The 20,169-nt window shown below is 65.0% G+C and carries 20 protein-coding genes; 10 read left to right on the top strand and 10 right to left on the bottom strand.

Translation table 11 applies throughout. From position 1 onward, the window contains the following. Window positions 1-33: 33 nt before the first annotated feature. The 3 genes from bioB to DSM43276_RS11925 are packed head-to-tail and all read left to right on the top strand — an operon-like array spanning window position 34 to window position 2,029. Window positions 34-1,068: a biotin synthase BioB gene (gene bioB / locus DSM43276_RS11935; protein WP_078329915.1), complete on the top strand. Its 1,035-nt coding sequence runs from the start codon at window positions 34-36 to the stop codon at window positions 1,066-1,068. Continuing rightward, entirely contained in the window at window positions 1,065-1,313 is a 249-nt protein-coding gene (gene bsaP, locus DSM43276_RS11930; protein WP_078327003.1) for a biotin synthase auxiliary protein BsaP, read from the top strand. Before bioB ends, bsaP begins: the two co-directional genes overlap by 4 nt. Then, on the top strand, window positions 1,310-2,029 hold the full coding sequence (locus DSM43276_RS11925; RefSeq protein ID WP_078329916.1) for a DUF2567 domain-containing protein: 720 nt from the start codon (window positions 1,310-1,312) through the stop codon (window positions 2,027-2,029). Before bsaP ends, DSM43276_RS11925 begins: the two co-directional genes overlap by 4 nt. On the opposite strand, the gene DSM43276_RS11920 is transcribed toward DSM43276_RS11925, so the two are convergent. Beyond that, the gene (locus tag DSM43276_RS11920) at window positions 2,013-3,509 is read right to left on the bottom strand and encodes a malate:quinone oxidoreductase (RefSeq protein ID WP_109556131.1); all 1,497 of its coding nucleotides are present in this window, start codon (window positions 3,507-3,509) and stop codon (window positions 2,013-2,015) included. The genes DSM43276_RS11925 and DSM43276_RS11920 overlap by 17 nt on opposite strands. Window positions 3,510-3,575: 66 nt before the next feature. On the opposite strand from DSM43276_RS11920, the gene DSM43276_RS11915 reads away from it, so the two are divergent. Next, a complete protein-coding gene (locus DSM43276_RS11915; protein WP_078329918.1) occupies window positions 3,576-4,496 on the top strand; it encodes a LysR family transcriptional regulator in 921 nt (306 codons plus the stop codon). On the opposite strand, the gene DSM43276_RS11910 is transcribed toward DSM43276_RS11915, so the two are convergent. Together DSM43276_RS11910 and DSM43276_RS11905 are read right to left on the bottom strand one after the other, a co-directional pair. Continuing rightward, window positions 4,493-6,133 (bottom strand): hypothetical protein, encoded by a 1,641-nt coding sequence (locus DSM43276_RS11910; RefSeq protein ID WP_078329919.1) that lies wholly within the window; start codon window positions 6,131-6,133, stop codon window positions 4,493-4,495. The genes DSM43276_RS11915 and DSM43276_RS11910 overlap by 4 nt on opposite strands. A 157-nt stretch (window positions 6,134-6,290) precedes the next feature. Then, window positions 6,291-7,514 (bottom strand): FAD-dependent monooxygenase, encoded by a 1,224-nt coding sequence (locus tag DSM43276_RS11905; protein WP_078329920.1) that lies wholly within the window; start codon window positions 7,512-7,514, stop codon window positions 6,291-6,293. Window positions 7,515-7,594: 80 nt separating this feature from the next. On the opposite strand from DSM43276_RS11905, the gene DSM43276_RS11900 reads away from it, so the two are divergent. Continuing rightward, window positions 7,595-8,131, top strand: a complete 537-nt coding sequence (locus tag DSM43276_RS11900; protein WP_078329921.1) for a TetR/AcrR family transcriptional regulator — start codon at window positions 7,595-7,597, stop codon at window positions 8,129-8,131. A 7-nt stretch (window positions 8,132-8,138) separates the two neighbouring features. Here DSM43276_RS11900 and DSM43276_RS11895 read toward each other — a convergent pair whose 3' ends face one another. Next, window positions 8,139-9,461 carry a lipase family protein gene (locus tag DSM43276_RS11895; protein ID WP_078329922.1) on the bottom strand — a complete coding sequence of 441 codons (1,323 nt, stop codon included), beginning with the start codon at window positions 9,459-9,461 and terminating at the stop codon, window positions 8,139-8,141. A gap of 65 nt (window positions 9,462-9,526) precedes the next feature. After that, window positions 9,527-10,246 carry an NUDIX hydrolase gene (locus DSM43276_RS11890; RefSeq protein WP_078329997.1) on the bottom strand — a complete coding sequence of 240 codons (720 nt, stop codon included), beginning with the start codon at window positions 10,244-10,246 and terminating at the stop codon, window positions 9,527-9,529. A gap of 83 nt (window positions 10,247-10,329) precedes the next feature. On the opposite strand from DSM43276_RS11890, the gene nadA reads away from it, so the two are divergent. From nadA to nadC, 3 genes are read left to right on the top strand one after another with little or no spacing between them, the layout of a single operon-like run. Further along, window positions 10,330-11,358, top strand: coding sequence for a quinolinate synthase NadA (gene nadA, locus DSM43276_RS11885; RefSeq protein WP_078326995.1), 1,029 nt, complete (start codon window positions 10,330-10,332; stop codon window positions 11,356-11,358). Then, window positions 11,355-12,914: an L-aspartate oxidase gene (locus DSM43276_RS11880; protein ID WP_078329923.1), complete on the top strand. Its 1,560-nt coding sequence runs from the start codon at window positions 11,355-11,357 to the stop codon at window positions 12,912-12,914. Before nadA ends, DSM43276_RS11880 begins: the two co-directional genes overlap by 4 nt. Then, entirely contained in the window at window positions 12,908-13,774 is an 867-nt protein-coding gene (nadC, locus tag DSM43276_RS11875; protein WP_078329924.1) for a carboxylating nicotinate-nucleotide diphosphorylase, read from the top strand. The genes DSM43276_RS11880 and nadC overlap by 7 nt, the downstream gene beginning before the upstream one ends. A 2-nt stretch (window positions 13,775-13,776) precedes the next feature. On the opposite strand, the gene DSM43276_RS11870 is transcribed toward nadC, so the two are convergent. The 3 genes from DSM43276_RS11870 to DSM43276_RS11860 are packed head-to-tail and all read right to left on the bottom strand — an operon-like array spanning window position 13,777 to window position 16,479. Beyond that, window positions 13,777-14,811, bottom strand: a complete 1,035-nt coding sequence (locus tag DSM43276_RS11870; protein WP_078329998.1) for an ABC transporter substrate-binding protein — start codon at window positions 14,809-14,811, stop codon at window positions 13,777-13,779. Window positions 14,812-14,813: 2 nt separating this feature from the next. Beyond that, window positions 14,814-15,680, bottom strand: coding sequence for an ABC transporter permease (locus DSM43276_RS11865; RefSeq protein ID WP_234803044.1), 867 nt, complete (start codon window positions 15,678-15,680; stop codon window positions 14,814-14,816). After that, window positions 15,670-16,479: an ABC transporter ATP-binding protein gene (locus DSM43276_RS11860; protein WP_109556132.1), complete on the bottom strand. Its 810-nt coding sequence runs from the start codon at window positions 16,477-16,479 to the stop codon at window positions 15,670-15,672. The genes DSM43276_RS11865 and DSM43276_RS11860 overlap by 11 nt, the downstream gene beginning before the upstream one ends. Before the next feature lie 140 nt (window positions 16,480-16,619). Here DSM43276_RS11860 and DSM43276_RS11855 point away from each other — a divergent pair, with 140 nt between their 5' ends. Together DSM43276_RS11855 and DSM43276_RS11850 are read left to right on the top strand one after the other, a co-directional pair. Beyond that, window positions 16,620-18,302 (top strand): ATP-binding protein, encoded by a 1,683-nt coding sequence (locus DSM43276_RS11855; RefSeq protein ID WP_234803045.1) that lies wholly within the window; start codon window positions 16,620-16,622, stop codon window positions 18,300-18,302. Beyond that, window positions 18,299-18,967: a response regulator gene (locus tag DSM43276_RS11850; protein ID WP_078329926.1), complete on the top strand. Its 669-nt coding sequence runs from the start codon at window positions 18,299-18,301 to the stop codon at window positions 18,965-18,967. Before DSM43276_RS11855 ends, DSM43276_RS11850 begins: the two co-directional genes overlap by 4 nt. Here DSM43276_RS11850 and DSM43276_RS11845 read toward each other — a convergent pair. Beyond that, a complete protein-coding gene (locus DSM43276_RS11845) occupies window positions 18,951-19,607 on the bottom strand; it encodes a nitroreductase (RefSeq protein WP_078329927.1) in 657 nt (218 codons plus the stop codon). The genes DSM43276_RS11850 and DSM43276_RS11845 overlap by 17 nt on opposite strands. 5 nt (window positions 19,608-19,612) lie before the next feature. Next, window positions 19,613-19,987, bottom strand: coding sequence for a nitroreductase family deazaflavin-dependent oxidoreductase (locus DSM43276_RS11840; RefSeq protein WP_078329928.1), 375 nt, complete (start codon window positions 19,985-19,987; stop codon window positions 19,613-19,615). Window positions 19,988-20,169 lie beyond the last annotated feature (182 nt).

Below are 20,169 nucleotides of genomic sequence, written 5' to 3'. Positions count from 1 at the left end.
GACACAAAGACAAGACACTGTGAGGAGCGCTGCGTGACTCAGGCAGCCGAAGCAACCACGGCGGGCGACACGGATCGCGACGTACTGGCCATTGCCCGCGAGCAGGTGCTCGAGCAAGGGGTGGGCCTGACTCAGGATCAGGTGCTGCGGGTACTTCAGCTCCCTGACGACCGCCTCGAAGAGCTGCTGGCACTCGCGCACGAGGTGCGGATGCAGTGGTGCGGCCCCGAGGTCGAGGTCGAGGGCATCATCAGTCTCAAGACCGGTGGCTGCCCCGAGGACTGCCATTTCTGTTCACAGTCCGGACTGTTCGCTTCCCCCGTGCGCAGCGCCTGGCTCGATATCCCCAGCCTGGTCGAGGCCGCCAAACAGACCGCGAAGTCCGGCGCCACCGAGTTCTGCATCGTGGCGGCCGTTCGCGGCCCCGACGAGCGGCTGCTTGCTCAGGTCGCGGCCGGTATCGAGGCCATCCGCAATGAGGTCGACATTCAGATCGCCTGCTCGCTGGGCATGCTGACCCAGGAGCAGGTCGACCGACTCTCGGCGATGGGCGTGCACCGCTACAACCACAACCTCGAAACTGCCAAGTCGCACTTCCCGAATGTGGTCACCACCCACAGCTGGGAGGAGCGATGGGACACCCTCAGGATGGTTCGCGAAGCGGGCATGGAGGTCTGCTGCGGCGGCATCCTCGGTATGGGCGAGACACTGGAGCAGCGCGCCGAATTCGCCGCGAACCTGGCCGAACTGGAACCCGATGAGGTTCCGCTGAACTTCCTGAACCCGCGCCCCGGGACACCCTTCGGCGACCTGGAGGTGCTCCCCGCCTCGGACGCGCTGCGTGCCGTCGCCGCATTCCGTCTCGCGCTGCCGCGCACCATGCTGCGTTTCGCCGGCGGGCGTGAGATCACCCTGGGTGATCTGGGCGCCAAGCAGGGCATTCTGGGCGGTATCAATGCCGTCATCGTGGGCAACTATCTGACGACACTGGGCCGTCCGGCCGAGGCGGACCTGGAACTGCTCGTCGATCTGCAGATGCCGATCAAGGCACTCAACAGCAGCCTGTGAGCAATAGCCTGTACGTGATGGGTACAGAACCGGTAGCCGCCGGTAAGTACAACGTGTACACCGGCGAATCAATGGACGGGTCGACGGGACTGTTTGTGCCCACAGCGGCACAGCTGGGCTTGGAGCCACCGCGGTTCTGTGCGGCCTGCGGGCGGCGGATGATCGTGCAGGTGCGTCCGGACGGCTGGCGCGCGAAATGCTCGCGACACGGCGAGGCGGACTCCACGCAGCTCGAGCAGCGATGAGCGCCAGCGAAGAGCCATTGGTGCCGATGAGTGCCAGCGAAGAGCCATTGGCGCCCATAACTGTCGCTTCAAGCACCGTGGATCAGGTTGCACCCCCGCGTTTTTCGCATCTTCGCGCGGCCGCGATCGTGTTCGGTGGGCTCGCCGCCGCCGGGGCGTTGGTGGGAGCGTTGTGGAGCGTCATCGCACCGGGTGTGCATGGAGCCATCGCTGATACGCGCGATAACGGCCGGGTATTCGTTCACCTGGGCAATGAGGCCGACAACTACTTCATCGCCACCACCATGCTGATGGGAATGGCGACGGTGGTCGCGGTGATCGTGTCCGCCGCGGTCTGGCAATGGCGGGCGCACCGCGGCCCGATGATGATGGGCGCGCTCACCCTAGGTGCCCTGGCGTGCGCGGCCGTGGCCGCGGCTGTCGGCGCCGCACTGGTCAGGTTGCGTTATGGCGTACTGGATATCGCGGGTGCTCAGCTCGATGAAGGGCATCGCATCAAGTATGTCGTCGAGGCGCCCGCGGTGTTCTACGGTCACACGCCGGCTCAGATCGCGGTCACGCTCGCGCTGGCACCATGTCTAGCGGCGGTCACCTACATGTTCTGTGTAGTGGCCTGTGCCCGTGACGATCTCGATGCCTGGCCGTCGGCCAAGGTCCCCATGTACCGCGCACCCATGACCGTCCCGCCCGTCGAAGGTGCTAGTTCGACGGCCTAGCTTCATCGAGACCCAGCGAGCGCGCGGTGACCCGCACGGAGCTGGTGACCGTCGCCGCATCCCAGATGAGCTCCCCGGCACCGGGAATCGCGCCGATCATGGTCCTCTGCCATGAGGTGCGCCATTGCTCGGGAAAGCAGCGTTGAAGGGCGTCGAGCATGATCGGGACCGCGGTGGACGCACCCGGAGAGGCACCGAGTAGTCCCGCGATGGTCCGGTCGGCGCTGACCACGAGCTCGGTGCCTTGCTGAAGCACGCCCACGCGTCGGCGATCGGGTGTGATGAGTTGCGCCCGTTGACCCGCGGGGACCAGTTCCCAATCGCCGGGCTCAGCGGCGGGATAGTACCGGCGCAGCTGCGAAAATCGTTGTCGCGGACCGGCTACCGCCTGTGCGACCAGGTATCGGATCAGTGCGAGGTTTTGGATGAGCGCGGCCGCGATCACGTGTAGGTTATGCCACCGCACTGTGGTGAAAAAATCGAGCCACCGGCCATGTTTGAGCAGCTTGGTGCTGAAGGTCGCATACGGTCCGAACATGAGGTACGGCCGACCGTGAACCACGCGTTTGTCCAGGTGCGGTACCGACATCGGTGGGGCGCCCCGGGGAGCTTGCCCGTACACCTTGGTGGTGTGCTGATCGGCCACGGCGGGATCCCCGCACCGCAGGAAGGCTGCGCCTACGGGTAGGACTGCGTAACCACGCACCTCGGGAAGGTGCGCGCGTTGCAGGAGCCGCAATGCGTGCCCGCCGGCACCGACGAACACGCTGCGTGCTCGTATGGTGAAGTGGCCATGGGGATGTGTCCCGCTTACTGCCCATGATCCGTCGCTGGATCGATGGAGCGTGCGCACCTCATGGGCGAGGCGGACCTGGCCACCGCGATCGGTGACGATGCGCGTCAGCGCGCCAGTGAGGGCGCCGAAATCGATATCGGTTCCGTCGGGGTGCAGGGTGGCGGCAACAGGCTCACCGGGTGTGCGGCCGCGCATCACCAGCGGTGCCCAGCGCCCGATGGTGCCGGGGGCATCGGTGAACTGCATTCCGGTGAACATCGGCTCTGCGGACAGCGTTGCGTATCGACGGCGTAGGTAGTCGACATCACGCTGACCGAATACCACGTCCATGTGCGCCGCGGGGTGAATGAATGCATCGGGTTGCAGCAGCCCGTTGTCGGCGAGGTAGGACCACCACTGACGGCTCAGGTGGAACTGGCGAGCTATCGCCGCAGATTTCGCGGCGTCCCCGGGGTCTGGCATGTAGTTGAGCTCGCAGAATCCGGTGTGCCCGGTACCGGCGTTGTTCCAGGCACCGCTGCTCTCGACGGCGAGCGCATCGGCCCTCTCCAGCAACACAATTCGCCACTTGGGCTCTAGAACCGAGAGCATCGAGCCCAAGGTCGTGGACATGATGCCGCCGCCGATCAGCACCATGTCGGCATCGCCATGGGATGCGCCGGGCGTGCGTGGCAATCTGGTCATACCGTCCACCATCCGCCGCCGGTATTCATTCCGTCCAATGAATGATTGGGGGAGTAGCATCCGATAATGGATCAATGGACATCCCAGCTGGCACCCCAGCTGCGGGCCCTGGTAGAGCTGTCCGCCCATGACGGACACATGACGCAGGCCGCCCTCGCGCTGGACATTCCGCAGTCATCGATGAGTCGACGGATCCACGCGTTGCAGACCGCTCTGGGCGTGCCGCTGCTCATCCACGACGGTAGGACGGTGCGGCTGACTCCTGAGGCGCGCCGTCTCGCCGCCCGCGCGCGTGAACCCCTCGCGGAGCTCGACCGCACTCTCGCCGAGCTCACCGGAGACGCAGACCCAGAGCACGGCACGGTGCGTTTCGGATTCCCGCTCACCATGGGATCGGGTCATATCCCAGATCTGCTCGCCGCCTTCCGGCATCGGTACCCGGGCATCCGGGTACTCCTCAAGCAGGCGCACGGAACACAACTCGGCGCAGAGTTGATGACAGGGCATCTCGACCTTGCCGTCGTGATTCCCGCACCAGAGCGTCTGCACCACACCCCGATCGGTATTCAACAGATTCAGGTGGCGGTACCCGCGGCCCACCGGCTCGCCGCGGCGGCCGAACTACGTCTAGACGAGCTGGCCGGCGAGACGTTCATCGCCAACCCGCCCAGCTACAACCTCCGGCAACTCACCGAAACATGGTGTCGCGAAGCCGGATACACCCCAAACATCGCCATCGAAGTCACCGAGTTCGGCACGATCCGTGAACTCATCAGCCGCGGCCTCGGCATTGCACTGCTGCCTCATGACGACCGCACCCCGCCCGGTATCTGTGAAATTCCGCTCGCAGGCCGAGGCCGCCACCGTTCCATTGCCCTGGCGTGGGGCACCACCACCCGCGCGGCGCCCACCCGTCGCCTGAATGACTTCTTGCTCCAACACTTCTCGCCGACCGCCGTCAACAGTGGCGAGACGCGCGACGCCTAATCGTGGCTGCCGCCGCCCGATTTCGAACTGCCACCACCGGACGTGGAGGAGCCGCTCGCGGATCCCGAGGACTTGCTCCCCGAGTCGTGTGTCGCGGAGGTGCTCGGCGATTTGGATCCGGAACTCTTGGATTCGGATGGCTTCGTGTCGGAGGTCTTCGTCTCCGGGCCCTTGGTCTCAGAAGCCTTTGTCCTGGTGTCGATGGTCTTGGTGTCTGCCGACGTGGTATCTGATGTCTTGCCGCCCGGGGTCTTGGAACCTGACGTGGACGCCCCGGTCTGCCCGGTGGTCGACTGCGAGATGGGACCGCGGACGGTGCCTTGCGCGCTGACGGTGCCGTGTTCGGTCGTGCTGGCCGCGGGAACCTTCGGCTTGACCGGCTTGTCTGACTGATCCTTGGTCACCGCGGGAGTGGGCGACTTGTCTTCCTTCACCGAATCCTTGGGGCTCTCGGTGTCTTTCGCCTGCTTGGTCTCCTGGGGTGCTTCGCCAGAAGCCCCCTGCGTGTCGGTCACCGCACCGGTGGATGCGGCATCTTTGGGAGACTCCTTGGTGCCTTTCGCCGCGGTCTCCTTGTTCTCGGACGTGGACTTCTCGTCCGACTTCTTTTCCTTGTCGACGACGGCAACGGCCTTGTCCCTGGCGGGCGTCGTGCTCTCGGCAGCTTCCTTAGGGCCCTGTACGTCCTTGGTATCGACAGCAGGGCCCTTGACGGTGTCCTTCGCGGCATCACCAGTGGTTTCATCTGCGGTGCCGGTCTTTTCGAGGCTTGTCAGCTTCTGATCGATCTTCTTCAGACCCAGTGCCTCCGCGAAATGTGCCTCTGCATCCTTGAACGCCTTGGTGAAGGGTGCCAATGCCTCGTGCACGGAGGTGGGGGACGTACCGACGTCATCCGCTGTCGCTTGCAGGGCCACACCGGGAAGGGGCGGCAACGGCGGTAGGAAATAGCGTGCCTCTGCCCATGCGAAATTGATAACGGAGTTGACAATGTCACCACCGAATCGCCCGAACGAATTGACGATGTTGGAGAAGCTGGGGTCGTTGATGATCGGGTCGACGAGGTTATAGACAAAGCTGTTGGCGATGGGCCGAATGAGGTTGTCGTAGACGATGCCGATCTGCGCGCTGACAAGTCCGCCGATGACAGGAACAAACCCGGCGCCCCACTGCGCGAGGTCCACGCCGTAATCCACCCAATACTGGATGAACTGGTAGGCCTGGTCGATGCCGTTGGTGATGGAGTTCGCGACGGCCGGACCCGCTCCCGCCGCGGCGGGAGCACTGGACCGAGACGGTGCGGCGGAGGGCGCGAGAGGCTGGACGGCTGCCGCGCGCGGCTGCACCGAGAGGCCGGGATCGGTGCTCGGCGCGAATGAAACAGCGCTGATCGGCACGCTGGACGCCCCGGCGGCGGTCGACGGCAGCGGGAACTTGAATGCGGCCAATGTGCTCAGCGGGGCCTTGTTGGCCTGCGGCGTGAATGCGAACGAGCTCAGACGAACTGGGGCGGATCGGATATCGGGCAATGAAATGGCTTGCGGCGTGCGCGGAACCACCGTCGGTGCGACGATCAAGGCCGTCGCGGTGATAGCGGCCATACCCGCCTTGAACAAGGGATTGGCGGTCCGGTCCATCTCACTCCTCTGTCGATTCGAAGCGACCCGGACGTCAGCGTACGGGGTGCTCACGCGTGACCGGGCCACTCTGCCGAGGCGGTGTCGTCCAGCAACACGGCAACCGCCGTCTCCAATGATGTTCTGGCGCTTTTCGATCCGGAACCTGGCTAATGTGCTAGGGGCGGACGAGTCCCTGGTAGTCGCGGATGGCGAAGGTGTCGTGGATATTCAGTGCGCGTGCCGCGACCAGCCGCGAGGCAAGGTGTGCCAGTGGTGACGGCAAATGACCGAGGATTCGTGCGCCGTGAACAAGAGTCCATAGGCCGACACGACTCTTGGGCACCAGGGTGTCCGATGCGGTGAGAGCCAGTTGACGGCTGCGGCGCACGTACTCGCCCAGGGCCGCCTCGCAGGCCGGGTAGGCGCGGGTGTGATCACCTGCGGCGGTCGCGATTTCCCCGGCAAGCACGTATGCCCCAACCACCGCAAGGCTGGTGCTTCCGCCCACGGCCGGGCCGGGACAGTATCCCGCGTCGCCGACGAGTGTTATCCGGCCCTTCGACCAGGTGTTCATCCGCAGCTGGGTGATGGAGTCCATGTAGAAGGCGTTGGTCGCGTCGACCTCGGCGAGCATGCGGGGGACCTCCCAGCCGAAGTCGGCGTAGGCATCGCGCAAGAGTTCCTTTTGCCGCGGGATGTCCCGGTGGTGGTAGTCAAGTCGCTCCGGGGGACGAAAAAGGAAGAACGCCCGCGCATCCGGGAGCTGCGCGGCGCTGTATATACCGGCCATGCGGTCGACTCTGGGGAACATGAGCGCGCGGTCGGTCAGATCGAGGTAGTTGGGTATCGATGCGACGGCGAGGTACTCGCCCAGCCAATGCGAATAGCCGGACTCGGGACCGAACACCAGACCACGAACATTCGAGTGCAATCCGTCGGCGCCGATGACGAGGTCGAACTGGTGCTCCGGGCCCTGCTCGAAGGTGACGTGCACCGCGGTGTCGTCTTCAGTGAGCGTCGTGATCGAGTCTCCGAAGATGTACTCCGCGGTGGGGGCGCTGGCGTCGTAGAGGATCTCGCTGAGATCGTCACGCATGATCTCGACGTGGCGCTGTGACACGGCCGAGAAGATCAGCGCCTCGGCGAGGTCCACCAGACCAGGCTTGCCCTCGCGGTGGATCGAGAGGACGTCGGTGCTCACCTTGTGCGCCTCGATCCGGTCGAGAACGCCCATCTTCTCGACGATGTCCATCGCGGGCTTGAACAGGTCAACGGCATGCCCCCCCGATTTACGTGGAGCCGGCGAGCGTTCGACCACTGTGACGTCAAATCCATAGCGCGCAAGCCAATAGGCCAGTGTGGGGCCCGCGACGCTGGCTCCCGAAACGAGCACTCGCATACCATCTCCTTACTTAACGATCGGTAAGTAGATCGAGCATACTGCTTACCGACCGGAAAGTCAGGGGCTATTATCGGCTGATGGTCCCCGAGGCGCCCGGCGCAACGAACACCAGGGAGCGCATCCAGGCCGTCGCGCGCGAGCTGTTCGCCGAGCATGGGCTGCGCAACACCAGCCTGCAGGACATCGCGGCCCAGCTGGCAATCACCAAACCCGCTCTTTACTATCACTTTTCGTCGCGAGATGACCTGGTGCGCAGCATCGTGCAGCCGATGGCGGACGATCTGGAGGCATTCCTGGCCACCAGCGGCGCGCGGGACCCACGCCAACTACTCGAGGACTACTTCGACGTGTTGTGGTCGCACCGCGTTGTCATGGGCATCATCGTGCGTGATCTGGCCACCATGGGGCAGTTCGAACTGGGCGAATGGATGATCGAATGGCGGCGCAAGCTGATCGCATTGCTCGCGGGCCCGAAACCGTCGGGGGGGCAGATGATCCGGGCGACCGTGGCGGTCGGCGGCTTATCGGACTGCACCATCGAATACGCGGACCGGGCGCACAGACAGGTCAAGAGGGCAGCGGTGGACGCCGCCCTTGCCGCACTGAACAGCTGAGCGGCTTTTAAAGAGGACGTCCGCCCATAACCTTGGCGCTCACCCAGCCGAGCTTCAGTAGACCGACGTAGGTCGAGGGCTTGAACGCCAGCGGCCAGCTCGTACGGCGCGGCACCGTCGGCAGTGCCTCACCGCTGAACCGTGCGCCCAGCCACGCTATCGACATGGGTGCGGACATGGGGTGCAGCAGCAGGTGCTCGTTGAGCAGATCGCGGTGATAAGTGACGTGGGCGCCACCGGCACGGTAGGTATCGGCCAGTTCGTCGATGCATGAGGTCGAAATGATCTGGTCGTGCACGGCCTGCACGATGAGGACGGGCGGGGTGGGGACCGTCTTACCGAGTTTGATGCTGTCGAAAACATGTTGCACCTCGGGTGTCTCGAGGAGCTGGTCCAGCGGCTGGTCCACCAGATCATCCATGTCCTTGAAGGCCATGGCGACGATGGCCCGCAAGGTCGGCATGTCTTCGAGCCGCCCGAGGAATTCTTTGCCCTGGGGTGTCGCGTGTTCCTCGATCACGCGCTCCAGGCCGGGGTACACATGCGACAGGGCGGCGACGACGAGGCCGGGTAGGGCTGCGAACAGCCCGCCGTTGAGTCGCCGGAAGGTGTGCCCCAGGTCGCCTACGGGGGACCCGAGCACCGCGCCGGCGATGGTGAGTTCGGGTGCATAGTCCGCACTGACCTCCGCCGTCCAGGCAGTGGCGAGGCCTCCGCCGGAGTAACCCCACAGTCCGATGGGTGCGCGCCGGGACAGCCCCAGCCTGTCGCAGTTCAGGGCCGCCCGAAGTCCATCGAGGGTCCGATATCCGGGCTCCTCCGGGGCTCCCCAGATCCCGTCGACGCCTTCGTGGTCGGGTATGGACACCGCCCAGCCCCGGGCAAGGAGCGCCGCGATCAGGAGCAGTTCGAACTGCGCGAAGGACCCGAGCGCGTGTGCGCCCCGGCGTAGGGCGTAGGAGGGAAAGCAGCGGTCCGTGACGGCGTCGATGGCGCATTGGTACGACACGATGGGGACGGTTGCCGCTGGGTCGGTGCCGACGGGAGTGAGCACCGTGGTGACCGCGGCATCGGCGCGCCGATTGAGGTCGTTGCTGCGGTACAGCAGCTGCGTCGCGGTAAATCGCTGGGGGATCACGCCCAGGAACGCCATGTCGACATCTCGGGTGCGCAGCACGGTGCCCGGTGTGGCGTGTTCGAATCCGAGAGGCGGGAGGTAAAAGGGATCCTCGGTGGGCAGCAGCGGGCGAGCGCCGCGCTCTATGCCCTGATGAGTCGGTTCGCCGATCCACTTGACGTCATCGGATATCGCCAGGTCGTGGGGTGCCATGCCTGCGCTCCCTTCGAAGGTCCCCGGCATTCATACCCTAAGGAGACTCTAAGAAGCTAGTCCTGTCAGCCGGGCGGGCGTAGCGCAGCAAACTCATCGGTGACCCGATAGCGGTCATCGGTGAATCGGTAGAGCGCCGCGGGACGGCCACCGCTGCGGCCGGATCGCACGGTGGTTCCGGTCGGCGTGAGCACTCCACGCCGCACCAGCACGCGTTGCAGGTTGGTGGCATCGACGGGATATCCCAAAGTCGCGCAGTAGATGTCACGGAGTGTTGAGAGCGTGAATTGCTGTGGAGCCAAGGCGAATCCGATGTTCGTGTAGGACATTTTGGCTACCAGGCGGGTGTGCGCGTGCGCGACCATCACGTGGTGGTCGAAGGCCATCGCGGGCAGGTTGCTCACGCGGTGCCACTGGGTATCGGCGGGAAGCTCGGGGGTGGCGGGGAAGGGGACGAGCCCGAGGAACGTCGAGGCGATGGTGCGCGGACCGGGAACACGCCTCGGTGCAGAAAACACGGCCAGCTGTTCGAGGTGTGCCAGCTCACGCACGTCGACCTTTTCGGCAAGCTGTCGGCGGATAGAAGAGGGGAGGTCCTCATCGGCGCGGACCTGGCCGCCAGGGAGCGCCCAGGCGCCACGGTGTGGCTCGAGTGCGCGCTGCCACAGCAGCACGGCGAGTTCGGGTGTGGACGCAGGACCGTCTGCGCTGGTTGCGGTGTCGCTGAAGTGACGTACTTGGAACACCACGGCTAACACCTCGTGCTCGGTGCTAGTATGGACCATGTTTTCGATCATAAGTCGAAAACCTCGGTTGGCCAAACGCAGCCCGAAGGCCGGCCGAGACCCGAGGGCGCGAGGAGGCGGCCATGACGGCAGCTGACGTAGTACTTGACGGCGTGATCGACGGCCCCGGTGGATACACCGGCGTGGAGGGCGATGCCCGCTGGGCCGAGCAGGTACGCCGGCTGGCCAAGCAGCGCGGCGCCACACTGCTCGCGCATAACTATCAGCTTCCGGCGATCCAGGACGTGGCGGACCATGTCGGCGACTCGCTGGCGCTCTCCCGCATCGCCGCCGAGGCGCCCGAGGACACCATCGTGTTCTGCGGTGTTCACTTCATGGCCGAGACGGCCAAGATTCTCAGCCCGGACAAGACGGTGCTCATTCCTGATCAGCGCGCCGGGTGCTCGCTGGCCGACTCCATCACCGCCGACGATCTGCGGGAATGGAAGGCCGAATTTCCCGACGCCGTAGTGGTCTCGTACGTCAACACCACCGCGGCTGTGAAGGCGCTCACCGATATCTGCTGCACCTCTTCGAACGCCGTCGAGGTCGTTGCGTCGATCGACCCGGACCGCGAGGTGCTGTTTTGCCCGGACCAGTTCCTCGGTGCACATGTCAAGCGGGTGACGGGCCGTCAGAACTTGCAGATCTGGGCCGGTGAGTGCCACGTGCACGCCGGAATCAACGGTGAGGAACTTGCCGGGCAGGCACGTGCGCACCCGGATGCCGAGCTGTTCGTGCACCCCGAATGCGGTTGCGCGACATCGGCGCTGTACCTCGCCGGTGAGGGGGCCGTACCCGACGACCGGGTGAAAATCCTCTCGACAGGCGGAATGCTCGACGCGGCCCGCGAAACGCGCGCACGGGAGGTCCTGGTGGCCACCGAGGTCGGCATGCTGCACCAGCTGCGTAAGGCGGCACCCGACGTGAATTTCCTGGCGGTCAACGACCGGGCCTCGTGCACATACATGAAGATGATTACCCCTGCGGCGATGTTGCGCTGCCTCGTGGAGGGCCGCGATGAAGTGCATGTGGACCTGGAAACCGCGCGGCTGGCGCGGCGAAGTGTGCAGCGGATGATCGAGATCGGACAGCCCGGCGGCGGAGAATGACACTGCCGGCGGGAACCACCTGGAGTGCTGATGCAGATGTGGTTGTCGTCGGTGCGGGTGTAGCCGGATTGGCGGCTGCGCTCGCGGCACACCGCCACGGCCGAAAGGTCGTGGTACTCAGCAAGATCGGTGCTACTGCCACGCATTTCGCCCAGGGCGGTATCGCGGTTGTGCTGCCCGACACCGACGATTCGGTCCAGGCGCATGTCCGTGACACCCTGATCGCCGGCGGCGGTCTGTGCGATGTCGATGCGGTGCAGTCGATCGTGTCGGACGGTTACCGCGCGGTGCGCGATCTGGTGGCCGACGGTGCCCGATTCGACGAAACACGTTCCGGACAATGGGCATTGACACGCGAAGGCGGGCACAGCACCCGCCGGATCATCCACGCGGGCGGCGATGCCACCGGTGCGGAAGTGCAGCGGGCGCTCGATCACGCCGCGGCAATGCTCGACATCCGGCGCAGCCATGTGGTGCACGACGTCCTCATCGGGCCGGATGGCGTGGGTGGTGTGGTCGTCGGAAACGGTGACGGCTTGGGCGTGATCCGTACTGGGGCGGTGGTTCTTGCTACCGGTGGCCTCGGACATCTGTATTCGGCCACCACCAATCCAGAGGGATCAACCGGAGACGGGATGGCACTGGCCTTGCGTGCGGGTGTGCCGGTGGCAGATATCGAGTTCATCCAGTTTCATCCGACCATGCTGCATGCTCCGCGGGCCACCGGATGCCGGCCGCTCATCAGTGAGGCGGTCCGCGGCGAGGGAGCCATTCTTGTTGATGCGCGCGGGGATTCGGTGACGTCCGGGGTCCACCCCATGGGCGATCTGGCCCCACGCGATGTGGTGGCCGGGGCGATCGCCCGCAGGCTGCGCGAGACCGGAGATCAGTGCGTTTATCTCGACGCGCGTACGATCGACAACTTCGCGCGCAGATTTCCCACCATCACAGCCGCGTGCCTGGCGGCGGGTATCGATCCGACGGCTCAGCTCATCCCGGTAGTACCGGGGGCGCACTACAGCTGTGGCGGTGTCGTCACCGATCCCTACGGCCAGACGGAGGTCGTAGGTTTGTTCGCCGCGGGTGAGGTCGCGCGTACCGGGATGCACGGGGCAAACCGGCTGGCCTCCAATAGCCTATTGGAGGGCCTCGTGGTGGGCAGGCGTGCGGGGGAGGCCGCCGCGAAGGTGGCCGATCGGTCGGCCGTTGCCGGCGAGCATCACCATGCACAACCGCGTCTCGACCGTCGACGGCTGCAGGCGGCGATGAGCCGTTGGGCGTCTGTACTGCGTGACGCCGATGGGCTCACAACGCTTGATGACGAGTTGCGGTCGTGCGCTGCGGTACCGACGTCGACTCCACGCGAGGTGGAAGACGCCGCGCTGACGCTCACCGCCGCCGCCGTGGTCGCGGCGGCCTCGGCGCGTACCGAATCCCGTGGCTGTCATGCCCGCGCTGATTGGCCCGGCACCGATCCCGATTTCGCCATCAGTCTTCCGGTGCGCCGGGACGCCGACGGATGCGAGGTTGCGCTACCGTCTGGGGTGCCATGTTGACCGGGACGCTGACGGAAACCGAACTCGCCGAGGCGCGTTCGGTGGTCCAGCGCGCTCTCGAAGAGGACCTGCACTATGGACCCGATGTCACGAGCCAGGCCACCGTGCCGGCCGACGCCGAATGCACCGCCTCGATGGTGACGCGTTCCGGTGGAGTCATCGCCGGAGTTGATATCGCTCTCATCGTTCTCGATGCGGTTGTGGGCGCCGGGAATTACCGCGTGCAGAGTCGTCTCACCGATGGCGCTCGAGTGGGTACCGGAACGGCGCTGCTTACGGTCACCGCCCCCACTCGTGATCTGCTGACCGCCGAGCGCACCATGCTGAACCTGGTATGTCATCTCTCCGGTATCGCGACCACGACTGCCGCGTGGGTGGACGCGGTCGATGGTACTCACGCGCAGATCCGCGACACCCGCAAAACCCTTCCGGGACTGCGACTCCTGCAGAAGTATGCCGTTCGTGCGGGAGGTGGCGTGAACCACCGCCTTGGCCTCGGCGATGCCGCACTGATCAAGGACAATCACGTGGTGGCCGCCGGCTCGGTGGTGGCCGCGCTGCGCGCGGTCCGCGCGGTAGCGCCAAACATCGAGTGCGAGGTCGAGGTCGACTCACTCGAACAGCTCGACGAGGTCATAGCCGAGGGCGCGGAGCTGGTGCTTCTCGACAACTTCCCCGTGTGGCAGGCCCAGGTGGCCGTGCAGCGTCGCGATGCTCGCGCTCCGCAGCTCAAGCTGGAGGCCTCAGGGGGGCTTGCGCTCGAAACGGCTGCGGCGTACGCGAAGACGGGTGTCGACTACCTGGCGGTCGGCGCGCTGACGCATTCCGCCAGGGTGCTCGACATCGGTTTGGATATGTAGCCTCAATCCCGCTGCGCGGCCTGTGCGAACTCCGTCGTGTACGTCGCATTGATGTCGATCCGTTGTTTCACGGGTGCCACATTCTTCGAGTAGATGCCGAGGATGCGCAATGCGTTCTGTGCGCCATCGGATTTCATGATTCCGTCGCCGTTGAACATGCCGATGGAATCGGCGATTGACTGCAGGTACAGATCTTTGTTTGCACCCGCGTATTGAGGTGGCATCTTGTCCGCGATCTGTGCGGGCGAATGCAGCTTGATCCACCGCAGCGTCTGGATGAATGACGTGACCAGCTTTTGCACGATGTCGGGATGCGCCTGCACGGTGTCGCACCGCATGTAGAGCGAGGTGGACGGGTACAGCCCGCCCAGTGCCTGGCGCGTTCCGGATTCAGTGCGCAGGTCGACGAGGACCTTGGCCTCACCCGAATTCACCATCTGCGCCACCGTCGGATCGGTGGTCATGCCCGCATCGATTCCGTCGTGATTCATTCCGGCGATGAAGGTTTGGCCGGCGCCGACCTTCACACGGTTGTAGTCGGCCGTGTTCAGTCCGGCCTGCCCGGCCAGGGCCTGTGTCAGGAAATCGGTGGAGGACCCCAGTGAGGTGACTCCGAGGTTCTTGCCACGAAAGTCGGCAGGAGAGGCGATGGTTGCGGTGTCTCGGGCCGACACCAGCTCCACCTCACCCGGAACGTCCGCCATCTGAACTACCGAGGTAATGCACTGTTCCTTGGCCTGCAGGTCGATGGTGTGGTCGTAGAACCCCACGACCGCCTGCACATCGCCGGTGAGCAGCGCGGTCTCCGCGGTGGCTCCGGACTGCTCACTGAGCAGCGTCACGTCGATGTCGTTGTTGCTGAAATGGCCCAGCCGCTGGGTGAGCATCGCCGGCAGGTAGATGATCTTCTCCAGGCCGCCAACCATGATCGTGACCTGCGGTCTGCCGTTGACCATGGGGATGTGCCGGGAGTCGCGGCATCCAGCGGTGAGCGCCACCGCGATGATGAGAATGAGGGCGGGTGCGAGCTTTCTCATCCCTACACCCCGTGACCCGAACTCGACTGCGAGGGCCGCCATTTCAGCAGCCGCGATTCGGCGATACCGATAAGCCATTCGGCGAGCAGAGCAACGACCGTGATGATGATCATGCCGGCGTAGATGCCGGCGGAGTCGAACGTGCCCTGAGCATTGCTGATCAAAAGGCCCAATCCCTTGCTCGCACCGGCATATTCACCGACGACGGCGCCGATGAGGGCAAACCCGAATGCGGTATGCAAACTCGACAGGATCCAGCTTGTCGCACTGGGCAGCACGATCGAGGTCAGGATGCGGGTAGGGCTGGCACCGAGAATCCGGGCGTTGTTGATCACGTTCCCATCGACCTCGCGCGCACCGGTGAATGCGTTGAAGAACACCGCGAAGAACACCAGAACCACTACGGTGGCAACCTTGGAGCTCAGCCCCAGGCCGAACCAGATGATGAACAGGGAGGCCAGCACGATGCGCGGAACGGCGTTGAGCGCCTTGATGAACGGGGCGAGCACCTCCGACCAGTAGCGACTGCGGCCCAACAACACACCCAAGGTGACGCCCGCGACGGTGCCGATCAGGAAGCCCAGAACGGCCTCTTCCACGGTGGTGAAGATCTGTAGCCATATCGAGCCGAACTGGGTGCCGGTAGTGAACCACTCGACCAATCGCGCCCAGATCAACGAGGGCTTCGAATAGAAGAAGGGGTCCAGCCACAGCGTCGCCGCCAGCTCCCACGAGACCAGCCACACCACCACCAGCAGGGTCCGCAGTCCCCATATGCGAATCTGGCTGCGACGCTTATTTTTACGCGCGCGTTGCAGGATCGCCTCGTCACTCTCTGCCGCCGGACGTTCGAGCAGGCTATGCGACACGAGACTCTCCCTTCGCGCGGGCTGCCTCGACCTGATCGCGCAGTGTTTCCCAGATCTCGCGGTAGATGGTTCGGAACTCGTCGGTGAGCCTGACCTCCTCGACATCCCGGGGGCGCGACAGTGTGACAGGGAAGTCGCCGCACACGGTGGCGGGGCTGGCGGTCATCACCACGACCCGGTCTGCGAGCGCGATTGCCTCCTCCAGGTCGTGAGTGACAAAGATGACCGCCGCGCCGGTGCCTGACCACACCCGCAGCAGTTCGTCCTGCATGAGTTGGCGGGTCTGCACGTCCAGCGCGCTGAACGGTTCGTCCATGAGCAGAATCTCGGGCTCGTTGACCAACGTCTGCGCCAGCGCCACGCGCTTGCGCATGCCACCGGAGAGCTGATGTGGGTAGTACTTCTCGAAACCGGCGAGGCCGACAGTTCGCACCCAGTTGGCGGCCTTCTCACGAGCCTCGTCCTTGCCCGCGCCGCGGTATATCGGGCCAAGGGCCACGTTGTCGATGACGTTCTTCCACGGCAGCACCGCGTCCTGCTGAAACATGTATCCGATACCCGCCGGAATTCCGGATACGTCCTTGCCGCGTACCAGGACACGGCCGGCCGACGGCGGCTCGAGTCCGGACACGAGGGACAAGGTGGTGGATTTGCCGCATCCGGTGGGGCCGACCACGGCGACGAATTCCCCGGCGTCGACGGTGATGTCCAGATCTCGTACCGCGGTGTGGATGCCGTCGCCTCGATTGGAGGGGAACCGTTTGGTTGCGCCCTGAAGTTCGATGAGTGGAAGCGCCATTGCCTTCTCCTTCGCTAGCCGCTGGAGACTGAACATAAGTGGTGCGTGTCACAGATTTCTGCTTGTGCGCGCTACCCGCGCAAATCGTGGATTTCGTCAGTTTTGCGCATTCTGCGCACGGTCTGCCTACGCTCTGGCACATGAGTTCCGGGAAGCGCACAGTGCTGCGATTGCGCACTCAAGTGCTTCTTCTGCAGGTTGCCGTCGTTTTCCTGGCCCTGGGGTTGGCGTTCGCGATCCTTGCTGTGGTGGGCGATAGACGGCTTTCCTCCGAGTACGGGCAGCGGGCACTGGCGATCGCGGGCACCGTCGCGGCCATGCCGGAGGTCCGTGCCCGGGTCACCGATTACGCGCAGGGGACGCTCACTCCGGGTGTGGGTCTCACGAACGAGCTTTCGGACGGGCAGTTGCAACGCATCGCGACCGCGGTGCAGGAGCGCAACGAGGCACTGTTCGTGGTGATCACCGATGAGCACGGGATCCGGCTGGCCCATCCCACGCAGGAGCGACTGGGTCATCCCGTCAGCACCGACCCCTCCGGCGCCCTCGCCGGGCGCGACGTCGTCGTGGTGGAAACCGGCACCCTGGGCGGCTCCGTCAGGGCCAAAGTGCCGGTGCGGCAACCCGGTTCATCGACCGTGGTGGGGGAGGTGAGCGTAGGCGTGTCGACGGCCGCGGTACGCGACCGTTTGTTGTCCGATCTGCGCATCGCGGGATGGATCGTGGGCGCGGCATTTCTGTGCGGAATCGCCGGCTCGGTGTTGTTGGCTCGCCGGTGGCGAAGCCTCACGCTCGGTCTGGAGCCCGAGGAGCTGGCCGAGTTGGTGCGCGAACAGGCCGCGGTTCTGCACGGCATCGGGGAGGGGGTGCTGGGCATTGATGTCGACGGAAGAACCACCGTCGTCAATGACGAAGCCGCGCGTCTACTGGAACTGGGCGACGTCGCGGGGCGGCAGGTCGGTGATATCGGTTTGACGCCAAGGGTTCTTTCGGTGCTGCGGGACATGTCCGCGGTGCCGGTTATGGCGATGGTGGGCGAGCGCGTCGTGGTGATCACGGCGCGTCCGGTGACTCGGGAAGGCCGCCCGCTGGGAGCGGTACTGACCGTGCGCGATCGCACGGATGTCGAATCGCTGACCCGGCAATTGGACGCCGTGCAGTCCATGAGCGCCGTGCTGCGGGCCCAGCGGCATGAATTCGCGAACCGCTTGCACCTGCTCAGCGGGCTGGTGCACGCGCACCGAACCCAGGAGGCTGCACATTTCCTGGACGAGCTTCTCGGCAGTGGCCCGTTGGGCGCCGCGCTCCCGGACATCGAGACAGTGAGCGATCCCTATCTTCAGGCTTTCATCGCCGCGAAGACCGCGAATGCCCGAGAGGCGGGCGTCACGCTGAGGCTGGGAGACAACACCTGGGTATCCGGCACTCTCGTGCACCTGGTGGATGTCACCACCGTGTTGGGCAACCTGATCGATAACGCGATCGACGCGGCGCGCACCGGCTCGGATCCGCAGCGACGGGTCGAGGTCGGGGTGGTTCAGGACGGTTCGACACTGCATATCACCGTGGCCGACAGCGGTGACGGGGTTGCCGAATCCATGACGGATGGTCTGTTCGTGGAGGGGATCTCGACCAAGGAGGACGCGGCGGTTCCGGGTGGCCGCGGCGTCGGTCTGGCGTTGGCTCGCCAGATCGCACGGGGGCACGGCGGTGACGTGTGGCTGGCGACGGCAGCGGGTGCGGGGCCCGGACTCGCGGGGGCGGAGTTCATCGCGCGAATGCCATCGGTCATGGCCGACACCGGAGGGAAGGTACCGGAATGAATGAATCCGAGATCGCTGTGCTGATTGTCGACGATGACTTCCGGGTGGCTAACTTGCACGCCGGGATCGTCGACGCCGTTCCGGGATTCACGGTGGTGGCGATCGCGAACAGCATCAGCGCGGCACACGACGCGGTGAGCTCTATCGCCATTGATCTCGCGCTGGTCGACGTGTATCTGCCCGACGGTTCCGGGATCGACTTCGTGCGCGAGCTGCGTTGCGATGCCCTTGTCCTGTCGGCCGCGGTCGAGGGCAACACGATCCGGCAAGCATTGATCGCCGGTGCGGTGAGCTACCTGGCGAAGCCGTTCGCCCATGCCGCGCTGGTGGCGCGGCTCACCGCATATGCGCGCTACCGCAAGATCCTTGACGGCGACGAGCTCAGCGCCGCAGAGATAGACGCCGCGTTGGAGTGCCTGCGCCCGAGTGCCGGCGCGCCACGTTTGGCGACACCGTCGTCACCGACCAAGCAGATCGTGCTGCAGGCCGTCCGGGATGCGTCCTCACCGATGTCCTCAGCGGAAGTTGCCGTCGCGGTGGGGATCTCACGCGCGACGGCGCAACGCTATCTCGCGTCGCTGGTAGGGGCGTCGGACGTGGAGATGCGGTTGCGGTACGGCACCACGGGGCGGCCCGAGCAGGAGTTCCTCATTCCAGGAACGTGACGTTCTCGGAAACCGGATTGCGGGGCGAGCGCACCGAATTGACCGGTGCCGACGGGTCGCGGTATCCGATCGCCACCGCACACACCAGATCGATCTGTGGGGAGAAACCCACAACGGGGCGCACCACTTCGGGAAACATGGCGGGTGCCACCTGCATGCAGGTGTCGACTCCGTGTGCATAGAGGGCAAGTGCCAGCGTCTGCAGATAGATGCCGACTCCCGCGGCGTCGGGGATGCCCAGCCGGGCATCGAGTCCCACCAGCGCGGCCGTCGGGGCCCCGAAGAAGCTGAAGTTGCGCAGGGTGGCGTGGAACCGCGCGTCGGAGTCATATCGCTCGATTCCCATCGATCCGTACACCTGGGCGCCCAACGCGCGCCGCTGGAGCTGGAACTCATCGGGGAGATCCATGCGGGCCAGACCGTGCTCCTGCGCGTATGCGGTCAGCGCGGTCGCCAGCGTGTCCCGCGTCCGGCCCTCGACAACGGCGACCCTCCAGGGCTGGATGTTCGAGTTGGATGGCGCGTGTTGTGCGGTTTCCAACGCGGCCTGCAGGATCTCCCGCGGAACCGGGGCTTCGAGAAAGGCGCGTATCGCCGATCGCCCCCGGACCAGGCGATCGAAGCCGGGGGCATCCAACACGGGAGCTACTTCGCGATATCGGCGACGAAGACTCCTGCGACCTTGTTGACTTGGCGGGTCGAGCGGGTCAGTGCCGGATCTCCCTGGCCTTGCTCCACGATGCGCGGGTTGATCACATGGATCTGCTTGCCGCGAAAGAGCTTGATGTCGGCGCCGCCCGCGGCGATCACATTCTTGGTCCAGTTGGTCTTACCGTGAATCAGTCCGATGGAGATGACATTGCCTTTGCGGAATGCGTTCACGGTGGTTTCGTACCTGGTGCCTGACGTGCGGCCGAAGTGCGTAACTGTGGCGAATGAAGGCAGAAAGCGCGCGATAGGGGCCATGAGTGGGTTCATGAGCTTGATCTGAGCTCGCTCAAGCCACTCGGGCATGAGCATGGGCACGCCGGGCTGATTGTTTGCTGTCATCGATGATCCGATCGTTGTGGGTCGGTACGGTCTTCCTGCCGATGAGTCTAGTTAGACGTGCGTCACACACAACCGGTGACTGCCTGGTAAATGGTGTTGAGTAGCTCTGGGAGAATGGTGGTGTGAGCGACGGACCCACCCCATCAGATGCT

Origin of the sequence: Mycobacteroides salmoniphilum (genome assembly GCF_004924335.1) — a bacterium.
Taxonomy (GTDB): Bacteria; Actinomycetota; Actinomycetes; order Mycobacteriales; family Mycobacteriaceae; genus Mycobacterium; species Mycobacterium salmoniphilum.
This window is presented reverse-complemented; position numbering and strand designations above follow the sequence as displayed.

Coding starts and splice junctions, on each gene's coding strand:
- DSM43276_RS11925 (WP_078329916.1), top strand. CDS start 1,310: ATGAGCGCCAGCGAAGAGCCATTGGTGCCGATGAGTGCCAGCGAAGAG.
- DSM43276_RS11920 (WP_109556131.1), bottom strand. CDS start 3,509: ATGACCAGATTGCCACGCACGCCCGGCGCATCCCATGGCGATGCCGAC.
- DSM43276_RS11915 (WP_078329918.1), top strand. CDS start 3,576: ATGGATCAATGGACATCCCAGCTGGCACCCCAGCTGCGGGCCCTGGTA.
- DSM43276_RS11910 (WP_078329919.1), bottom strand. CDS start 6,133: ATGGACCGGACCGCCAATCCCTTGTTCAAGGCGGGTATGGCCGCTATC.
- DSM43276_RS11905 (WP_078329920.1), bottom strand. CDS start 7,514: ATGCGAGTGCTCGTTTCGGGAGCCAGCGTCGCGGGCCCCACACTGGCC.
- DSM43276_RS11900 (WP_078329921.1), top strand. CDS start 7,595: ATGGTCCCCGAGGCGCCCGGCGCAACGAACACCAGGGAGCGCATCCAG.
- DSM43276_RS11895 (WP_078329922.1), bottom strand. CDS start 9,461: ATGGCACCCCACGACCTGGCGATATCCGATGACGTCAAGTGGATCGGC.
- DSM43276_RS11890 (WP_078329997.1), bottom strand. CDS start 10,246: ATGGTCCATACTAGCACCGAGCACGAGGTGTTAGCCGTGGTGTTCCAA.
- nadA (WP_078326995.1), top strand. CDS start 10,330: ATGACGGCAGCTGACGTAGTACTTGACGGCGTGATCGACGGCCCCGGT.
- DSM43276_RS11880 (WP_078329923.1), top strand. CDS start 11,355: ATGACACTGCCGGCGGGAACCACCTGGAGTGCTGATGCAGATGTGGTT.
- nadC (WP_078329924.1), top strand. CDS start 12,908: ATGTTGACCGGGACGCTGACGGAAACCGAACTCGCCGAGGCGCGTTCG.
- DSM43276_RS11870 (WP_078329998.1), bottom strand. CDS start 14,811: ATGAGAAAGCTCGCACCCGCCCTCATTCTCATCATCGCGGTGGCGCTC.
- DSM43276_RS11860 (WP_109556132.1), bottom strand. CDS start 16,479: ATGGCGCTTCCACTCATCGAACTTCAGGGCGCAACCAAACGGTTCCCC.
- DSM43276_RS11855 (WP_234803045.1), top strand. CDS start 16,620: ATGAGTTCCGGGAAGCGCACAGTGCTGCGATTGCGCACTCAAGTGCTT.
- DSM43276_RS11850 (WP_078329926.1), top strand. CDS start 18,299: ATGAATGAATCCGAGATCGCTGTGCTGATTGTCGACGATGACTTCCGG.
- DSM43276_RS11840 (WP_078329928.1), bottom strand. CDS start 19,987: ATGCTCATGCCCGAGTGGCTTGAGCGAGCTCAGATCAAGCTCATGAAC.